Here is a 17,521-nt window from a genome sequence, read left to right on the forward strand (position 1 = left end):
TCGACCCAGAATGCGGGCCGTCGATCACCGCCATGCTGCGTCCTCGACCGCTCGAAATCCCAGGGGGATTCCTTCGGGTCTGCGTCCCTGCCTGGCGGCGCCGCCGACCCACCTTTCGGCCCGATGGTCACGAGACGAACCACTACAGCAGCTTGTCGAGCGCGGTGAGCAGCCGGTCCTGCGCCTCGGGCCGCGCGCCCTCGCCCATGACGCCGATCCGCCACACCTGCCCGGCGAGCGGCCCCAGCCCGCCGCTGATCTCGACGCCGTGGTCGAGCAGCAGCGAGCGGCGCACCGCGGCCTCGTCGATGCCGTCGGGCACGCGCACGCACAGCAGCGAGGACAGCGCCTCGCCCTCCGGCGCCAGGCGCTCGAACCCGCGCTCGGCGAGCTCGCCGCGCAGGCGCTCGTGGGCGTCGAGGTGGCGCACCCAGCGCGCCTCGAGCCCCTCCTCGAGGACGATCTGCAGCCCCTCGTCGAGCGCGTAGATGAGGTTGATCGGCGCCGTGTGGTGGTACGAGCGCCCGCCGCCCCCACCGGACCAATATCCCAGCAGCAGGGTCAGGTCGAGGTACCACGAGCGGCCCGGCTCGAGGCGCTCGAGCGCCCGCTCGCCGGCGGTGAACGGCGCCAGGCCCGGCGGCACGTTCAGGCACTTCTGCGTCCCGCTGAAGGCGACGTCGACGCCCTCCTCGTCGATGCCGATCGGCGCCCCGGCCAGCGACGTCACGCAGTCGACCATGAGCAGCGCGTCGTGCTCGCGGCACGCCGCGGCCAGCCCGTCGAGCGGCTGACGCACCCCGGTGGAGGTCTCGCCGTGGACGACGAACAGCGCGGCGGTGCGCTCGTCGAGCGCATCGACGAGGCGCGCCGTGTCCAGCGCGCGGCCCCACTCGCCCTCGACCACCACGACCTCGGCGCCGTTGCGGCGCATCTCGTCGGCCATGCGCTCGCCGAACAGGCCGTGCACGCCGCAGACGACGCGGTCGCCGGGCCGGATGAAGTTGACGACCATCGCCTCCATGCCGGCGCTGCCGGTGCCGCTGACCGGCATCGTCACGTCGTTCGTCGTCTGGAAGACCTGGCGCAACCGGTCCTTGCAGCGCTCCATGATCTCTGCGAACGCCGGATCGAGGTGCCCGATCGTGGGCTGGGCCAGCGCGTCGAGGACGCGCCGCGGCACGGGGGAGGGGCCGGAGCCCAGCAGGAGGCGATCGGGCACGGTCACGGGGCGCTCAACTCCGGGAAGTTCTCGGCGAGATGGTCACGCAGCACGGTCCGCATCCAAGCACGTTCGTCGCTCGAACCGGCGCGAAACCGGGCGAGCAGCTCCTGCTGGCGGTCGATCGGCAGGTCGTGGATCGTCCAGCGCACGGCCAGGCGCTCGAAGAGGAACTCGACCTGCCGCTGCCAGGCGTCCTCGCGCACCCCGCCGATCGCCGCGTACTCGGCGCGCGTCCTCGGCGTCAGGGCTCCGCGCAGCTCGAGTACGCCGAACTCCGCGTGCTCGTAGCTCGTCGCCGGCGCGCTCAGGCGCTCGCGCGAACGCTGGCGGTTGCGCTTGCCCACCGCGTGCAGACTAGGCCCCTAGGCCGCGGCACGCTCGAGCTCGGCGCGCACGTCGCCGGTCAGCGGTCCGAGGTGCCCGGGGCACGCCACCGCCGGATCGAGCGCGGCGATCTTGCGGATCGACCGGCGCGCCTGAGCGGTGTCGAAGTTGAAGGCCTCGTGCGGCATCCGCGCGGGCCCGGGCCGGCCGGTCTGCGGATCGATGAGGTAGAAGCAGTCGCTGGTCAGCGCGACGCGGTCGGCCTCCCGCCACAGCGCGATCATCCCCGGTGCGTGCCCGGGGATGGCGACCACCCGGAAGCCGGCCACCTCGTCGCCCTCGCTGACGGTGTCCGCGATCGTCACCGGGCCGCCGTCCCACATCCGCAGCAGCGTCGGGTACACGACCCGGCTGAGCGGGTTGAGCTTGGAGAGGTCCATGTAGTGCAGGCCGGCGTCGCCCTCGGCATCGCCGCGGTTGTCCACGTGGCAGAGCACCGGGACGCCGAGGCCGGGCGCGGCGCCGCGATGGTCCGCGTGGCCGTGGCCGAGCACGACGCGCTTGATGCCGCCCATGCGCGCGCCCGCTGCGGCGACCGCGTTCGTCATCGCGCGGATGCCGGCGTCGAAGACGGTGATGCCGTCGGCCTCTTCGATGAGGTAGACGTTCATCGTCTTCATCGGGAAGCCGCCGCGCACGACCCACACGCCCTCGGCGACCTTCTCCGCGCCGCCGACCGTTCGCGCGGCGAGCTTCGTCCTCGTGTTGAACGCCTGCGTCATGCGCCGCTCGGCCGGCGACCGGGCGGCCGGCAGCAGGCCGAGCTGGCGGGCCACCGTCATGCCGTCTAGGTAGGCGTCGTTGGCGACCAGCAGCCCGTCGCCCACAACGAAGTTGTCGACGAGCTCCAGGTCGATCCGTGCACCGTTGGGCGCGATCCCGTTCCAGCGGCGCGTGCCCGCGAACGTGCCGCTCAGCCGCGAGCGGATCGTGCACCGCTCGGCCTCGGCCGTGCAGGAGAGCTCCTCGAAGCGCAGGTCGGGAAACGAGGCCAGCAGGCCGCCGAAGTACTCGCGGATGCCGTCGGGTGCGATGAGCTCGGCCTGCCCGTGCAGCACGTCCCGGCCGCCCGGGGCCCAGCACGCCACGGCGGCGTCGAGGTCGCGCTCGGACAGCGCCTGCAGGTACGCGCGCGCCACCCGCGCCGTTGTCGCTTTCGACGGGCGGGCTGGGCTGGCCGGTTCGTCCGTCGACGCCACGACGTGCGAGTCTAAAGGCGCATGCCCGCCCCCGCACGAAAGCGCGAGCTCGGCCGCGGCGAGCGGGTCCTGCCGGGCCTCTGGCGGCTGCGGCTGCCGCTGCCGTGGCCCGGGATCCCGCACGGCAACGCCTGGGCGATCGCGGCGGGCGACGGCATCGTGCTCGTCGACACCGGCATCCACGCGCCGGGGTCGATGGCGCATCTCGAGCGCGCCCTGGACATGGTCAACCTGCGCCTTGACTCCGTGCGCCTGCTCGTGTGCACCCACGCGCACCCCGACCACTTCGGCCAGGCCGCGACGATCGTGGAGCGGACCGGCTGCGAGCTGTGGCTGCACCCGAACCACGGCCACATGTCACGGGCGGCCAACGACCCCGCGCTGTGGCTGGAGCACCGCCTCGAGATCGCGCGCCAGAGCGGCGTGCCCGAGGACGTCCTGCGCCGCTACATCGAGCAGCGCCGCCACTCGAGCGACCTCGGCATCGCGGGCTTCGTCGAGCCCGACCGCAATCTGGTCGACGGCGTGACGGTCCCGACCGACCTCGGCGACTGGCAGGTCGTCGAGACGCCGGGGCACGCGCCCTCGCACGTGTGCTTCTTCCAGGCCGAGCGCCGGTTGCTCATCTCCGGCGATCACCTCCTCGGCCGGGTGACGCTGCACTTCGACTTCGGCTACACGCCCGATCCGGCGGGCGAGTTCCTGGAGTCGCTGGAGAAGGTCGAGGATCTCGGCGCGCGGCTGTGCATGGCCGGGCACGGCCGCACGTTCACGGACGTGCGCACCCACGTCCACGCCTACCGGCAGCTCGTCGCGGAGCGCCTGCAGGCGGTGCTCGACACGATCGCGTTCGAGCCGCTGACCGGCATCGAGATCGTGCCGCACGTCTTCGGCCGTTCGCCCGACGAGATGATGGTGGCCGAGTGGATGTCGGAGACGCTGTCGTACCTCCAGCACCTCGAGATGACGGGGCGCGCCGAGCGGGTGAACGGCGCGGACGGCGAGCCGGAGCGCTGGCGCGCGGCGTAGGCCGGGGCCTGAGGGTGAACGCACGGGGGCCCGCCTCCGGTCGCGTGCGCCGGTACTCCAGTCCGCGGTCGGCACGGGCGACCGTCGGCATCCCTGGACAAACCTTGCCAAACTCTTGTCAAGGTTGGTGTATGCTTGCGCCGCGATGCGCATCGACAAGCTCTTCGGCCAGGGCGAGCCGGTCTTCTCCTTCGAGTTCTTCCCGCCCAAGACCCCCGAGGGCGAGGCCAACCTGTTCCAGGCGGTCGAGGAGCTGCGGGCCCTCGATCCGGCCTACGTCTCGGTGACCTACGGCGCCGGCGGCGGCACGCGCGACAAGACGCTCGACATCGTCACGCGGATCCGCCGCGACTACGGCCTGGAGGCCATGGCGCACTTCACGTGCGTCGGGGCGACGGAGCGGGAGCTGCGCGACACGCTCGACCGCTTCCGCGACGCCGGCATCGAGAACGTCCTCGCGCTGCGCGGCGATCCGCCCCAGGGCCAGGACGAGTGGGTGCGCACCGAGGGCGGGCTCGAGCACTCCGCCGAGCTCGTGGCCCTGCTCGCCGGGGGCTACCCGTTCGCGGTCGCCGGCGCGTGCTTCCCGGAGACCCACATCCACGCGACGAGCCGCGAGGACGACCTGCGCCACCTCAAGGCCAAGGTCGACGCCGGCGTCCAGTTCCTCATCACCCAGCTGTTCTTCGACAACGGCGTCTACGAGGACTTCGTCGCCCGCGCGCGCGAGATCGGCATCGACGTCCCGATCGTGCCCGGCATCATGCCGATCACGAACGTCGCGCAGATCAAGCGGATCACCGAGCTGTGCGGCAGCGGCCTGCCCGGCCACCTCCTCGCCCAGCTCGAGGCGCGTGCCGAAGATCCGGGCGCGGTCAGCGACTTCGGCGTCGCCTACGCCACCCTGCAGTGCGCCGAGCTGCTCGCCATGGGCGCGCCCGGCATCCACTTCTACACGCTGAACCGCTCGCCCGCGACGCGCGCGATCCTCTCCGCGCTGCAGCTCATGCGGCCATGGGCCCGCGCGCCCCGGGCGGCTCTGCGCCGCGCAGCCGCACCGGCAACTTCGTGAGCTGGTTGGCGAACTGCGTCGCCGCGTGGCGCGGCTCGCCGGCGAGCTCCATCGCCGGGTAGCGCGCCAGCGTCTCCTGGAACATGATCTGCAGCTCGAGGCGGGCGAGCGCGACCCCGAGGCAGAAGTGCCGGCCGCCCGCGCCGAACGCCTGGTGCTCCGTCGTGCGGGTGATGTCGAAGCGGTCCGGATCCTCGAAGTGCGCCTCGTCGCGGTTGGACGACACGTACCACATGACGACCTTGTCGCCCGCCCTGATCGGCTGACCGCCGAGCTCGACGTCGCGCGTGGCGGTGCGCCGGAAGTGGGCGAAGGCGGGGAACATCCGCAGCGACTCCTCGACGGCGCCGGCGACGAGCGCCGGGTCGTCAAGCACCATCGCGCGCTGGTCGGGGTTCTCGATGAGCGCGCGCATCCCGCTGCAGTAGGTCGCCTTCGTGCTGTCGTTGCCGGCGGCGACGAGCAGGAAGAAGCCCATGACGATCTCGTGCTCCTCGAGGCGCTCGCCGTCGACCTCGGCGTGCACGAGGACGCTCGTGAGGTCGTTCGTGGGCTGCTCGCGGCGCTCGGCGATCAGCCGGCTGCAGCGCTCGAAGATCTCCGGCACGTCGCGCTCCATGACCGACGCGACGCCGTGCGGGTTGAGCTCGGGGTCGCCGGCGCCGAGGATCGAGTTCATCAGGCGCGCCCAGTCGGCGTCCTCGGAGGGCGGGATGCCCATGAACGAGTGGATCACGCGCGAGACGATCGGCTGCGCGACGTCGCTGACGAGGTCGCAGGTCTCGCGGCCCTCGAGCCGGTCGAGGACGTCGACCGCGATGGCGCGGATGCGGTCCTCGTGCTCGGCGATGCGCTTCGGCGTGAACCCGCGCTGGAACAGCGCCTTGAGACGGTCGTGCTTCGGCGGGTCCATCCCGATGAACATCGCCGAGATCAGCTCGACCGGCATGACGGCGTTCGTCACGCCGGTGATGCCGTGCGCCGACGAGTACGTCCGCCAGTCGCGACTGACGGCCTGGACGTCGTCGAACGTGGTCACCGACCAGAACCCGGCCTCCTCGGGGTACTCGGTCAGCTCCGACGTCCAGTGCACCGGGCACTGCCCGCGCAGCCGGGCGAACAGCTCGTGCGGGGGGCCGTCCTGCCACAGCTCGCGGTCGGCGACCAGGACCTCGTCGAGGGCGATGGGATCGGTGGACACGGCGAGCCTCCGGGGCCGGACTGCGGCGGACGGGGTGAGCGTACAGCGCGACTGGCTGGATAGCCAGTCAGTCCGCGCGACGCGTCAGGCGCGCGGCTCGACGGGCAGGTTCTCGGCCACCATCGGCCGGCCGTCGGGCAGCGTGTAGCGGACGTCGACCGAGTGGTGCGCGCGGTACGTGCCGATGCCGAACGCGCCGAGCAGCCAGCGCCCGAACCCGAGCTTGCCCTCCTGGGCCAGGGCCTGGTGGAAGACGAGAACGCGGCCGCGCCGCTCGTAGTCGGTGCCCTCCTGCTGCGGCACGCCGTTGACGTAGACGTCGAACGGCGGCGTGACGTCGGGCGGCAGGCGGACGGCGGAGCGCTCCATGGCGCGCAAGCCTAGTTGTGCAGCCGCGCCAGCTTCAGGGCCAGCTCGAGCGACAGGAGGTCCTCGCGGGCGAGGTCGATCCGGGCGACGCTCTGGATGCGGTCGAGCCGCTGGCGCAGCGTGTTGGGATGGATGAAGAGCGCCTTGGCGGTGGTCGTGACGCTGCCGCGCTCGGCGAGGTAGCGCTCGAGGGTGCGGGTCAGCTCCGTGCGCCGCCGCCGGTCGTACTCGATGAGCCGGGTGACGGCGCGCTGCTGGGCGCCGTCGAGGAGCTCGGCCGCGGGCAGCCGCACGAGGTAGCGGTAGGCGCCCAGGCCCGCGTGCTCGAGCGAGCCACCCGCCGGGTGCAGCGCCTGCGCGACCCGCGCGGCGTCGCCCGCCTCGGCGAGGGCGCGGTCGCCCTCGTTCAGCCCGCGCCGGGGGCTGCTGCGCCCGACCGCGACGCCCTCGGCGCCGGCGAGGCGCTCGAGCTCGCCGTCGAGGTCGGCGGAGCGCGGCACCGGCAGCAGCGCGCGCACGCGGTCGCGCCCGGCGTCGCACAGTGCCCCCGGGACGATCCGCCGCAGCCGGCCCTCGACGCGCTCGGCCTGCTCGGGCCACGGCGTGTCCGCCGCCGTGCCCGGGAGGACCGCGACGAGCACGTGGTCGCGGGTCAGGTCGCAGCGGGCGGCGCGGGCGCGGGCCTCGGCCACCGCGACGTTGCCGGCGTCCAGCGCCTCGAACAGGTCGCGGACGATGTTCTCCTCGGTCAGGCGCTCGATGAGCTCGGCCTTCTTCAGCGCGACCGCGAGCTGGTGGGCGGCGGCGCGCAGCAGCCGCGCGTCCTCGTCGCCGAAGCCGCGCTCGGCGACGGCGGCGAGCGCGCCGAGGTGCTCGGAGCCGGCGGTCAGCGGGACGGTCAGGACCGTGCCCTCCCGCGCCGCGTCGGCGTGGAGCGCCTCGATGAGCTTGGCGGTTCCCTCGCGCTCGGCGGGGTCGGTGACCGGAGGATCGGCGGCCGCGAGCTCCAGGCGCTCGTCGCCGCTGTCGCGCAGGTACAGGCGCACGGCGCCGGCCCCGAGCAGGCCGCGCACGCCGCTCGTCGCGAGCGCGTAGAGCTCCTCGCGCCCGTCGACCGCGGCGATGTCGCGGCTGAGCACGGACAGCGACGTCAGCGCCGCGACCTGGCGCCGGGTCTCCTCGTAGAGGCGCGCGTTCTCGATCGCCCCCGCCACGAGCGACGCGACGTGGACGAGCAGGTCGAGCACCTCCTGGCCGAACTCGCGCGGCGCCCTCGTGTGCAGCACGACGACGCCGATGACCGCGTCGCTGCGGCCCACGATCGGCACGGCGACCATGGACTGGAAGCGCTCCTCGTCGAGCTCGGGCACGAAGCGCATCCGCGGATCGGCGAGCGCGTTGTCGCGGATGAACGCGGGCTCCCGGTGGCGCGCGACCCAGCCCGCGAGCCCCTCGTCCATGCCGAGCTCCACGCGGCCGACCGCGTGGGCGAAGACGCTCGACGCGGCGCGTAGCCGCAGGCGGTCGCCGTCGCGCAGGTACACGAAGCACGCGTGGCAGTCGGTCGCCTCCGTGAGGACCTCGACGATGGCCGGCAGCACCCGCTCGGGGTCCGGGCCGTGGGCGACCGCGGCGATGACCGCGTAGAGGGTGTCGCGCTCCAGCGTGGTGGTCGGGGTGTCCACGTCCTCCGAGCCTAGAGGTCCATACCAGGGTGCATATGGGCACGGTGCACATACAAGCCACGGCGATTATGCGCGTTCGGACCATGGGCGGCCGCGAGCGGCGCTGGGAATCTCTGGCCCATGTGCGGTATAGCCGGACTCTTCGCCAAGACGCGGGACACCGAGGCGCGACTCGGGACCGACCTCGCCGCGATGCTCTCAGAGCTCGCGGCCCGCGGGCCCGACAGCGCCGGGGTCGCCATCTACCGCGACCCGGTGCCCGAGGGCTCCGTGAAGCTCTCGCTGCTGCACTCGCGTGGCGACGAGCCGGACTGGGCTCGCGTCGCCGCGGATCTCGGGCACGCCCTCGGGGGGCACGTTGCGCTCGAGGTCCGCGGGGGCTCGTGCGCGATCGCCCGCGCCGATGCGGGCGGTGCGGAGGCAGAGGCCTGCCTCCGTGCCGTCGCCCCGGACATCTCGGTCATCGCCACCGGGCAGGCGATCGAGCTGATGAAGCGCGCCGGCGCGCCGGCCGAGCTCATCGTCCGCTCCGGCCTGTCGGCCCTCGAGGGCACGCACGCGCTCGGCCACACCCGCATGGCCACCGAGAGCCGCGTGACGACCGAGCACTCGCACCCGTTCTCGACCGGGCCCGACCTGTGCCTCGTGCACAACGGCTCGCTGTCGAACCACAACCGGCTGCGGGCGTCCCTGCGCCGCGAGGGGCTGACCTTCGCGACCGACAACGACTCCGAGGTCGCCGCCGGGTACCTGACCTGGCGGATGGCGGGCGGCGCGACCCTGGACGAGGCGCTCGAGGGCGCGCTGCGCGATCTCGACGGGTTCTTCACGTTCGCCGTCGGCACGCGCGACGGCTTCGCGGTGCTGCGCGACCCGGTGGCGTGCAAGCCGGCCGTCCTCGCCGAGACCGACGACTGGGTGGCGATGGCGTCCGAGTACCGGGCGATCGCGGTGCTGCCGGGGGCCGAGGACGCCGAGGTCTGGGAGCCCGTCCCGGGCCGGATCTACTCGTGGTCGCATGAGGGGGAGGGCACCACCCGCCCCGACGCCTCGACTCGTGGCGACCTCACGGGGGTGGTCTGACGTGAGCACTGTCGAGGTCGCACCGGCGGTCATCGACCTCGCCGAGACGACGATCCGCGAGCTCAACTCGCGGCTGCATGCCGCGGAGGACGGAGAAGGCTTCCGGGTGCTGCATCCCGCCGGGCGTCACAGCGTCGCCGCCGGGCTCGACTCCGCGATCGACGTGGAGATCGACGGCCACGTCGGGTACTACTGCGCGGGCATGAGCGCGAGCGCATCGCTGCGAATCCACGGCAACGCCGGCCCGGGCCTGGCCGAGAACCTGATGTCGGGCCGTGTCGAGGTGACCGGCAGCGCGAGCCAGTACGCGGGGGCGACCGCCCACGGTGGGTTGATCGCCATCCACGGCGACGCCTCGTCGCGGTGCGGCATCTCGCTGAAGGGCGCCGACGTCGTGGTCCAGGGCTCGATCGGGCACATGGGCGCGTTCATGGCGCAGTCCGGGCGGCTCGTCGTGTGCGGCGACGTCGGCGAAGCGCTGGGCGACTCGCTCTACGAGGCGCGGCTGTACGTGCGCGGGAACGTGGCGAGCCTCGGCGCGGACTGCATCGAGAAGGAGCTGCGCGACGAGCATGCCGCCGAGCTCGCCGAGCTGCTGGCGGCGGCCGGGTTCGATGCCGAGCCGGGCGACTTCCGCCGGTACGGGTCGGCGCGCACGCTCTACAACTTCCACGCGGATCGGGTGGACTGATGGCGGCAGTCGGTTGGGATCTGCGCGAGTCCGCGACGTTCGACCGGTCCACGCTGGCCGAGATCCAGCGCGCGGCGACGGAGGGCATCTACGCCATCCGCGGCGGGGGGGCCAAGCGCCGCGTGCCGCACTTCGACGACCTGCTGTTCCTCGGGGCGAGCATGTCGCGCTACCCGCTCGAGGGCTACCGCGAGCGCTGCGACACCGACGTGATGCTCGGCACCCGCCACGCGAAGAACCCCATCGAGCTGAAGATCCCGATCACGATCGCCGGCATGAGCTTCGGTGCGCTCTCGGGCGCGGCGAAGGAGGCGCTCGGGCGCGGGGCGAGCGCGGTGGGCACCAGCACGACGACCGGCGACGGCGGCATGACGCCCGAGGAGCGCGAGTCCTCGAAGACGCTCGTCTACCAGCTGCTGCCGTCGCGCTACGGCATGAACCCGACGGACCTGCGGCGCGCCGACGCGATCGAGGTCGTCGTCGGTCAGGGCGCCAAGCCGGGCGGCGGCGGCATGCTGCTCGGCCAGAAGATCTCCGACCGCGTGGCCGGGATGCGCAACCTCCCCAAGGGGATCGACCAGCGCAGCGCCTGCCGGCATCCGGACTGGACCGGGCCCGACGACCTCGAGATCAAGATCGAGGAGCTGCGCGAGATCACGAACTGGGAGAAGCCGATCTTCATCAAGGTCGGCGCGTCGCGCCCCTACTACGACACCGCGCTGGCGGTGAAGGCGGGCGCCGACGTCGTCGTGCTCGACGGCATGCAGGGCGGCACCGCCGCCACGCAGGACGTGTTCATCGAGCACGTGGGGATCCCGACGCTCGCGGCGATCCCGCCGGCGGTCGAGGCCCTCATCGACCTCGGCGTCCACCGCGACGTCCAGCTCATCGTCTCCGGCGGCATCCGCTCCGGCGCCGACGTCGCCAAGGCGCTCGCGCTCGGCGCCGACGCCTGCTCGATCGGCGTCGCCGCCCTCGTCGCGCTGGGCGACAACGACCCCGGCCTCGCCGACGAGTACGCCGCGATCGGCAGCGCGCCCGGCTTCTACGACGCCTGGCACGAGGGTCGCGACCCGGCCGGCATCTCGACCCAGGACGAGGCGCTCGCCGCGCGCCTGGACCCGGTCCGGGCGGGGCGCCGCCTGGCCAACCTGCTGCGCGTGATGACGCTCGAGACGCAGACGATCGCCCGAGCGTGCGGCAAGTCCCATGTTCACAACCTCGAGCCCGAGGATCTCGTCGCGCTGACCGTCGAGGCGGCGGCGATGGCGCGGGTGCCGCTCGCCGGCACGTCGTGGATCCCCGGACGGGAAGGAAGCCAGTGAGTACCCCGAGCCCCCTGAGCGGCACCATCGAGGTTCCCGAGCTGCCGGACGAGGTCCAGTACGTCGCCGTCCAATGGGTCGACGTCCACGGCGCGAGCAAGGCGAAGATCATGCCGCGCGCCGCGTTCCCCGACGCCTGCGCGCCCGGCGGCGGCGCCGGCTTCGCCGCGTTCGCCAACCACGGGTTCGCGCGCGGCCCCGAGCACCCCGAGTTCCTGACGGTCCCCGACCCCTCGACGCTCCTGCAGCTGCCGCACCGGCCGGAGATGGCGGTCGTGTTCGGCACCGTCATGGACGGCGATGCGGTGGCGACCTGCGACGCGCGGTCGATCCTCGCCCGCGTCCAGGCGATGGCGGCCGAGCGCGGGCTGGCGCCGATCGCCGGCATGGAGCCGGAGTTCTTCCTCCTGCGCGAGAACGAAAGCGGCACGCTGGTGCCCTACGACGCGCTCGACGTGCTCGACAAGCCCTGCTACGACCTCAAGGCGCTGCTGCGCGTGTCGCCGGTGCTGACGGAGATCGTCGGGGCGATGGAGACGCTCGAGTGGCCGGTGAGCGCCCTGGACCACGAGGACGCCAACGGCCAGTACGAGATCAACTACATGCACGCCGACGCGCTGACGACCGCGGACCGGTTCACGCTGCTGCGCACGATCATCGCCGACATCGCCGACCGCCACGGGGCGATCGCGACGTTCATGCCCAAGCCGCTTGCGGGCCGGACCGGATCGGGCGGGCACGTGCACATGTCGGCGCAGGCCGACGACGGCTCCAACCCGTTCGCCGATGACGGCGATCCTCGCGGGCTCGGCCTGTCGCGGACGGCGTACTCCTTCATCGCCGGGGTGCTCGACCATGCGCGGGCGCTGAGCGCGCTGGCGATGCCCACGGTGAACTCCTACCGGCGGCTGTACTCGAGCGGCGGGATCTCGGGCGCGTCCTGGGCGCCCGACGCGATCGTCTACGGCGCGAACAACCGCACGGTGATGCTGCGGGTGCCGGGGTCCGGGCGGTTCGAGAACCGAGCGGTCGACGCGGCGTGCAACCCGTACCTCGCGCTCGCCGGCATGGTCGCGGCCGGGCTCGACGGCGTGGAGCGCGGGCTCGATCCGGGCGCGCCGATGACGGGCATGGCGCAGCCGCTCGGCGTGCCGACGCTCCCGCGCACCCTCGCCGAGGCGCTCGACGTCCTCGAGCTCGACACCGTGATGCGCGACGCGCTCGGCGAGGAGGCGATCTCCGAGTTCATCGCGGTCAAGCGGGCGGAGTGGGGCTCCTACATGGAGTCGGTGTCCGCGTGGGAGCAGAACACGTACCTGCGCCGGACCTGAGGTCCAGGTAGGCGAAGCGGCCGTCCGGGCTGGTCCAGCGGCCGGCCGGCTGGACCGCGAGCGGGCGCGCGAAGATCGGCCCGCCGAAGACGAACGTGTGGAACTCGCCGTTCTCGCCGCACGGGTCGGCGGTGGGCGGGAGGTCGGTGAGCAGGCCGCGGTCGAAGGTCCGGCCGAGGAGGTCGTGGGCGATCTGCTCGCCGTCGACGGAGACGAGGATCGCCCGGAAGCCCGCGTCGATGAAGGCGTGGGCGAGCGGCCCGGTGTCGCGGCCCCAGAGCGGGAACGCGGCGGCGAGTCCGGCATCGTGCATGCGGGCCTCGCGGTAGGCGCGCAGGTCCTCGAGGAAGAGGTCGCCGAACGCGACCGTGTCGACCGCGTCGAGCGGCGGCCGGGCGAACGCGGCGCGCAGCCGGTCCTCGTAGCTCGCGTTGGTCGCCGCGGGCGGGATGGCGATGGCGTGGAGGGGCAGACCGGCGGCGGCCGCCTGGGCGCGCAGCAGGTCCATGGCGACACCGTGATGGGGGACGGTGCCGGTCGTCTCGTCGAACGTGGTCAGGAGGAGATCGGGCGGCGTGCCGGCTTGGCGCAGGGCGTGAAGCGCGAGCGCCGAGTCCTTGCCGCCGCTCCACGAGAGTGCCGTCGCCACGCCCGCACCGTATCGGTGCGGTCTGCCGTGGCGCGTATCGTGGCCGGGCCGTGAGTGCCGGGCCGCTGGACATCGACTACACCATCCGCCGCTCTGCGCGCGCGCGGCGCGTGCGCGTGACCGTCGACCCCCACACCGGCGTGGAGGTCGTCCTGCCCGCCCGGGCGGCGGAGGGCGAGGCGGCGCGCGCGGTGGCTCAGCTCCGGGGCTGGATCGAGGCGCGGATGCTCGAGGCCGCGGCCGTGCGCGAGCGGATCGCCGCGCGCGGGGCGACCGTCCCGTATCTCGGCACCGATCTGCGGCTCGTGCCCGAGCCGGGACGCACGCGCGTGCACCGGCGGGGTGACGCGCTGCTCGTGCCCGCGGGCGACGCCGCGCAGCCGGCGCTCGAGCGCTGGTACCGGCGCCAGGCGCGCGACGAGATCGCCCCACGCCTCGACGATGCGGCCGCCGCGCTGGGCCGCCGCTATGCGTCGCTGTCGATCCGCGCCCAGCGCACCCGCTGGGGTTCGTGCTCGTCGACCGGTGCGATGAGCTTCAACTGGCGCCTGCTGCTCGCGCCCGCCGAGGTGCTCGACTACGTCGTCTGGCACGAGGCGTGCCACCTGGCGGTGATGGACCACTCGCCGCGGTTCTGGGCGCTCGTGGCCCGGCACTGCCCCGGCTATCGGGAGCCGCGGCGCTGGCTGCGCCGCCACGGAGCCACGCTGGTGCTGTGAGCGCTCCGCGCGCCGCGGTCGTCGGGCACGTGGAGTGGGTGGACTTCGCGGTGGTCGACCGGCTGCCCGCGCCGGGCGAGATCGTGCACGCCCACGAGGCGTTCGCCGATGTCGGGGGCGGCGGCGGGATCGCGGCCGTGGCGATGGCCCGGCTCGCGGGCGGCGCGCAGCTCTTCACCGCGCTCGGCGACGACGCGCACGCGGCCGCGAGCGAGCGGGCGCTGCGCGCGCACGGCGTCACCGTCCGGGCGGGACGGCGCGAGCGGGGGCAGCGCCGCTGCTTCACCCATCTCAGCACCGCCGACCGCGAGCGCGCGATCACGGTGCTCGGCCCCCGGATGATGCCGAGCGGCGACGACCCGCTCCCGTGGGAGGCGCTCGGCGACCTCGACGCGGTGTTCGTCACGGCGGGCGACGCGGCGGCGATCCGCCGCGCCCGCGCCGCCCGGATCGTGGTCGCGACCCCGCGCGCGGCGCCGGATCTGCTGGACGCGGCGATCGCGCTCGACGCGGTGGTGTTCTCGGATGCCGACGCGGGGGAGCGGGGGATCGCCGAGACGCTCGACCCGGCGCCGGCGCTCGTGATGCGCACTCGGGGCGCCGCCGGCGGGGTCTGGGAGACGAGCGCCGGCGCGCCCGGCGCCTGGGCCGCCGCGCCGCTGCCCGGCGAGCCGGTCGACGCGTTCGGCTGCGGCGACGCGTTCGCGGCGGCGGTGACGCTCGGGCTGGCTGCGGGCGTCGGCGTGGAGCGCGCCGCGGCGTTCGGGGCGCGGGTGGGAGCGGCGGTGGTGTGCGGTCGCGGCCCGTACGGCGCGCGGCTGGAGGACGTCGCGCGGCCGTGGTAGCGCGCCGTTCCGCGGACGTGCGTCAGGTTCGTCCCGAGTGGTGGGCAGAAAGTGACGCACGTGTCGCGGTGCTCGGGCGGCTCAGGCCGCCGTCAGCACGCGCCGCAGCGCGTCGACCGCCGTCTCGCCGCGGTGCGGCTGCACGACCTGCTTGCTCACCCGCCCGGTCCACGCCTCCGCCGACGCGTCGCCGCGCAGGTCGACGCCGGCGGTGACCTTCGCGAGGAACCGCTGGGGGCCCGCGACCTCGGCGCGGACCGCGACCTGGGCGACCGGATCGATGCGGCGGTGGAAGACGCGGGCGGTGTCGCGGTGCGCGTCGCCGGAGGAGGCGTCCAGGCGGTGCGCCATCGCGTCGAGCGCGGCATCCAACGACGCGAAGCGCTCAGTGGTGACCTTCGAGCCCACCCGCACGGTGAGCTTCCAGCTCTGCGCCATCAGGCGGCGGCGAGCTCCGCGGTCACCTCGTCCACCTCGCCGTCGTGCACGGACACGAGCCGCTCGGAGATCGCGGCGAACAGACGGTGCGCCGGCTCGTTGTCGGCCAGCATGGTGGCGGTGAAGTGCGTCACGCCGCGGGCCCGGGCGGCGTCGGCGAGCGCGAGGCCGATCCGGCGCCCGATGCCCTGGCCCTGGTAGCAGTCGCCGACCACCACCGCGATCTCCGCGGTGCCGGGCCGGTCGTCGAGCCGCACCCAGCGGCCGACCGCCACGAGCTCGCCGGGATCGTCCGCGCGCACCGCGACGAGCGCGTAGTGCTGGCAGCCGTCCACCTCGGTGAGGTAGCGCAGCTCGCTCGAGCTCAGGTCGGACCGGGGCGCCAGGAAGCGCCGGCGCCGCGTCTCGGCCGAGAGGCGCTGCATGCCCTGCTGGAGCAGCGTGGTGTCGCTGGGGCGGATCGGCCGGATGACGAGGGAGGGCGGCACATGCGCATCGTCGCACGTCGCGACGATGCGCAGTGTGGCGTCCATCACTGGGTCAGCGGCTCCCCATCGGGACGTACTCGCGCGTGCGCTCGCCCGTGTAGATCTGGCGCGGGCGCGCGATCTTCTGCTCCTTGTCCTGCACCATCTCGAGCCACTGGGCGATCCAGCCCGACGTGCGGGGGATGGCGAACATGACCGGGAACATCGACACGGGCAGCCCGAGCGCCTCGTAGATGAGGCCCGAGTAGAAGTCGACGTTCGGGTACAGCTTGCGCGAGACGAAGTACTCGTCCTCCAGCGCGATCTTCTCGAGCTCGAGCGCGATCTCCAGCAGCGGGTTGACGCCGGTGACCTCGAAGACGTCGTCGGCGGCGGCCTTGATGATGCGGGCGCGCGGGTCGTAGTTCTTGTAGACCCGGTGGCCGAAGCCCATCAGCTTCTCGTTGCCGGCCTTCACGCCCTCGATGAACTGGGGCACGTTGTCCTTCGTCTGGATGCGGGCGAGCATCCGCAGGACCGCCTCGTTGGCGCCGCCGTGCAGCGGGCCGTAGAGCGCGGCCACGCCGGCCGCGACCGCCGAGTACGGGTCCACCTGGGACGAGCCCACCGCGCGGACCGCGTTCGTCGAGCAGTTCTGCTCGTGGTCGGCGTGCAGGATGAACAGGACGTCGAGCGCGCGCGCGACCCGCGGGTCGGGCTCGTACTTCAGCTCGGTCATCTTGTACATCATGTTCAGGAAGTTGCCGGGGTAGGGCAGGTCGTTGTCCGGATAGACGTACGGCTGGCCCATCGCGTGCCGGAACGCGAACGCCGCGAGCGTCGGCATCTTGGCGATCAGGCGGATCGTCTGGATGTGCCGGTTCTCCGGATCCTGGATGTCGTTGGCGTCCGGATAGAAGGTCGACAGCGCGCCGACCGATCCGCACAGCATCCCCATCGGGTGGGCATCGTGGCGGAAGCCCTGCATGAAGCTCTTCACGTTCTCGTGCACGAACGTGTGGATGGTGATCTCCTGGCACCACTGGTCCAGCTGGTCCTTCGTGGGCAGCTCGCCGTGGATCAGCAGGTACGCGACCTCGATGTACGTGGACTGCTCGGCGAGCTGCTCGATGGGATAGCCGCGGTACTCGAGGATCCCCGCGTCGCCGTCGATGAAGGTGATCGCCGAACGGCACGACGCGGTGTTCGTGAACGCCGGGTCGTAGGTCATGAGGCCGAAGTCGTCCTCGTCGACCTTCATCTGGCGGAAGTCCATGGCCCGGACGGTGCCGTCCGAGATGGGGATCTCGTAGGTCTGGCCGGTGCGGTTGTCGGTGACGGTCAGCGTCTCGCTGCCCACTGCGCCGTTGTCCGATACCTGCCCGGGGGTCGTTTCGCTGCTCACCAAGTGCTCCTGTCTGCTGCCTCTTACCCTCGAACGCGACAGCGTAGAGCAGGATCCTTAGCTGCCTACCTACGGCGCCACATGCGGCCGAAGCGCCGACCCTTCGCGGCGCGGTACTCCGGGGCGCCTTTCGGGTCGCGCTCGGGCAGCGCGGCGAGGGCGTCCGCGTCGATCGCGAGCTCGACCTTGAGGTTCGTGATCCGCGCCACCTCGGGCGCGTCGACGAACCGCGGGCCGTGCGGGGTCTCGACGTCCAGGCCGTCGAAGATGTGCTCGGCGCGGTTCTCGAGCACGCGCACCACCGTGCCGCCCGGCGCCCCCTCGCTCGTGACGACGGGGGCTCCCGGCTCGAGCAGCTTGTAGGAGATCGCGTGCTCGTCGTCGATCACGGTGCCCGCCTCTGC

At 73.1% G+C, this 17,521-nt stretch carries 19 protein-coding genes; 8 read left to right on the forward strand and 11 right to left on the reverse strand.

Features of this window, described 5'->3' with window-relative positions:
- Positions 1-142 precede the first annotated feature (142 nt).
- From DSM104329_RS02390 to DSM104329_RS02400, 3 genes are read right to left on the reverse strand one after another with little or no spacing between them, the layout of a single operon-like run.
- Positions 143-1,228 carry a pyridoxal-phosphate-dependent aminotransferase family protein gene (locus DSM104329_RS02390; RefSeq protein ID WP_259313796.1) on the reverse strand — a complete coding sequence of 362 codons (1,086 nt, stop codon included), beginning with the start codon at positions 1,226-1,228 and terminating at the stop codon, positions 143-145.
- On the reverse strand, positions 1,225-1,569 hold the full coding sequence (locus DSM104329_RS02395) for a hypothetical protein (RefSeq protein WP_259313797.1): 345 nt from the start codon (positions 1,567-1,569) through the stop codon (positions 1,225-1,227). Before DSM104329_RS02395 ends, DSM104329_RS02390 begins: the two co-directional genes overlap by 4 nt.
- A gap of 18 nt (positions 1,570-1,587) precedes the next feature.
- Positions 1,588-2,748, reverse strand: a complete 1,161-nt coding sequence (locus DSM104329_RS02400) for an MBL fold metallo-hydrolase (protein WP_259313798.1) — start codon at positions 2,746-2,748, stop codon at positions 1,588-1,590.
- A gap of 81 nt (positions 2,749-2,829) precedes the next feature.
- Between DSM104329_RS02400 and DSM104329_RS02405 the strand changes: the two genes are divergently transcribed.
- Positions 2,830-3,837: an MBL fold metallo-hydrolase gene (locus DSM104329_RS02405; protein WP_259313799.1), complete on the forward strand. Its 1,008-nt coding sequence runs from the start codon at positions 2,830-2,832 to the stop codon at positions 3,835-3,837.
- A gap of 145 nt (positions 3,838-3,982) precedes the next feature.
- Positions 3,983-4,909 carry a methylenetetrahydrofolate reductase [NAD(P)H] gene (gene metF, locus DSM104329_RS02410; protein ID WP_259313800.1) on the forward strand — a complete coding sequence of 309 codons (927 nt, stop codon included), beginning with the start codon at positions 3,983-3,985 and terminating at the stop codon, positions 4,907-4,909.
- Here the strand turns inward: metF and DSM104329_RS02415 are convergent.
- The 3 genes from DSM104329_RS02415 to DSM104329_RS02425 all read right to left on the reverse strand — a co-directional run bounded on the left by DSM104329_RS02415 (position 4,842) and on the right by DSM104329_RS02425 (position 8,164).
- Complete coding sequence (locus DSM104329_RS02415; protein ID WP_259313801.1) at positions 4,842-6,110, reverse strand: cytochrome P450; 1,269 nt, start codon at positions 6,108-6,110, stop codon at positions 4,842-4,844. The two genes, metF and DSM104329_RS02415, sit on opposite strands and share 68 nt — an antisense overlap.
- An 84-nt stretch (positions 6,111-6,194) precedes the next feature.
- Positions 6,195-6,479: a hypothetical protein gene (locus DSM104329_RS02420; RefSeq protein ID WP_259313802.1), complete on the reverse strand. Its 285-nt coding sequence runs from the start codon at positions 6,477-6,479 to the stop codon at positions 6,195-6,197.
- 11 nt (positions 6,480-6,490) lie between these two features.
- Entirely contained in the window at positions 6,491-8,164 is a 1,674-nt protein-coding gene (locus DSM104329_RS02425) for a GAF domain-containing protein (RefSeq protein WP_259313803.1), read from the reverse strand.
- Between the two features lie 120 nt (positions 8,165-8,284).
- Here DSM104329_RS02425 and DSM104329_RS02430 point away from each other — a divergent pair, with 120 nt between their 5' ends.
- The 4 genes from DSM104329_RS02430 to glnT are packed head-to-tail and all read left to right on the forward strand — an operon-like array spanning position 8,285 to position 12,594.
- A complete protein-coding gene (locus DSM104329_RS02430; RefSeq protein ID WP_259313804.1) occupies positions 8,285-9,247 on the forward strand; it encodes a class II glutamine amidotransferase domain-containing protein in 963 nt (320 codons plus the stop codon).
- A gap of 1 nt (position 9,248) precedes the next feature.
- Positions 9,249-9,938, forward strand: coding sequence for a GltB/FmdC/FwdC-like GXGXG domain-containing protein (locus tag DSM104329_RS02435; RefSeq protein WP_259313805.1), 690 nt, complete (start codon positions 9,249-9,251; stop codon positions 9,936-9,938).
- Positions 9,938-11,263 (forward strand): FMN-binding glutamate synthase family protein, encoded by a 1,326-nt coding sequence (locus DSM104329_RS02440; RefSeq protein WP_259313806.1) that lies wholly within the window; start codon positions 9,938-9,940, stop codon positions 11,261-11,263. Before DSM104329_RS02435 ends, DSM104329_RS02440 begins: the two co-directional genes overlap by 1 nt.
- Positions 11,260-12,594 carry a type III glutamate--ammonia ligase gene (glnT, locus tag DSM104329_RS02445; RefSeq protein WP_259313807.1) on the forward strand — a complete coding sequence of 445 codons (1,335 nt, stop codon included), beginning with the start codon at positions 11,260-11,262 and terminating at the stop codon, positions 12,592-12,594. Before DSM104329_RS02440 ends, glnT begins: the two co-directional genes overlap by 4 nt.
- On the opposite strand, the gene DSM104329_RS02450 is transcribed toward glnT, so the two are convergent.
- A complete protein-coding gene (locus tag DSM104329_RS02450; RefSeq protein WP_259313808.1) occupies positions 12,518-13,243 on the reverse strand; it encodes an adenine nucleotide alpha hydrolase in 726 nt (241 codons plus the stop codon). The two genes, glnT and DSM104329_RS02450, sit on opposite strands and share 77 nt — an antisense overlap.
- A gap of 50 nt (positions 13,244-13,293) precedes the next feature.
- Between DSM104329_RS02450 and DSM104329_RS02455 the strand changes: the two genes are divergently transcribed.
- Both DSM104329_RS02455 and DSM104329_RS02460 read left to right on the forward strand, forming a co-directional pair.
- Positions 13,294-13,962, forward strand: a complete 669-nt coding sequence (locus tag DSM104329_RS02455) for a M48 family metallopeptidase (protein ID WP_259313809.1) — start codon at positions 13,294-13,296, stop codon at positions 13,960-13,962.
- A complete protein-coding gene (locus DSM104329_RS02460) occupies positions 13,959-14,807 on the forward strand; it encodes a PfkB family carbohydrate kinase (protein ID WP_259313810.1) in 849 nt (282 codons plus the stop codon). The genes DSM104329_RS02455 and DSM104329_RS02460 overlap by 4 nt, the downstream gene beginning before the upstream one ends.
- Before the next feature lie 81 nt (positions 14,808-14,888).
- Here the strand turns inward: DSM104329_RS02460 and DSM104329_RS02465 are convergent, their stop codons facing one another.
- The 4 genes from DSM104329_RS02465 to DSM104329_RS02480 all read right to left on the reverse strand — a co-directional run bounded on the left by DSM104329_RS02465 (position 14,889) and on the right by DSM104329_RS02480 (position 17,506).
- Positions 14,889-15,245, reverse strand: coding sequence for a hypothetical protein (locus DSM104329_RS02465; protein WP_259313811.1), 357 nt, complete (start codon positions 15,243-15,245; stop codon positions 14,889-14,891).
- Positions 15,245-15,778, reverse strand: coding sequence for a GNAT family N-acetyltransferase (locus DSM104329_RS02470; protein WP_259313812.1), 534 nt, complete (start codon positions 15,776-15,778; stop codon positions 15,245-15,247). The genes DSM104329_RS02465 and DSM104329_RS02470 overlap by 1 nt, the downstream gene beginning before the upstream one ends.
- Before the next feature lie 7 nt (positions 15,779-15,785).
- A complete protein-coding gene (locus DSM104329_RS02475) occupies positions 15,786-17,117 on the reverse strand; it encodes a citrate synthase (RefSeq protein ID WP_259313813.1) in 1,332 nt (443 codons plus the stop codon).
- Between the two features lie 65 nt (positions 17,118-17,182).
- Complete coding sequence (locus tag DSM104329_RS02480; protein WP_259313814.1) at positions 17,183-17,506, reverse strand: hypothetical protein; 324 nt, start codon at positions 17,504-17,506, stop codon at positions 17,183-17,185.
- Positions 17,507-17,521 lie beyond the last annotated feature (15 nt).

It is taken from the genome of Capillimicrobium parvum, assembly GCF_021172045.1.
Classification (GTDB): Bacteria; Actinomycetota; Thermoleophilia; order Solirubrobacterales; family Solirubrobacteraceae; genus Capillimicrobium; species Capillimicrobium parvum.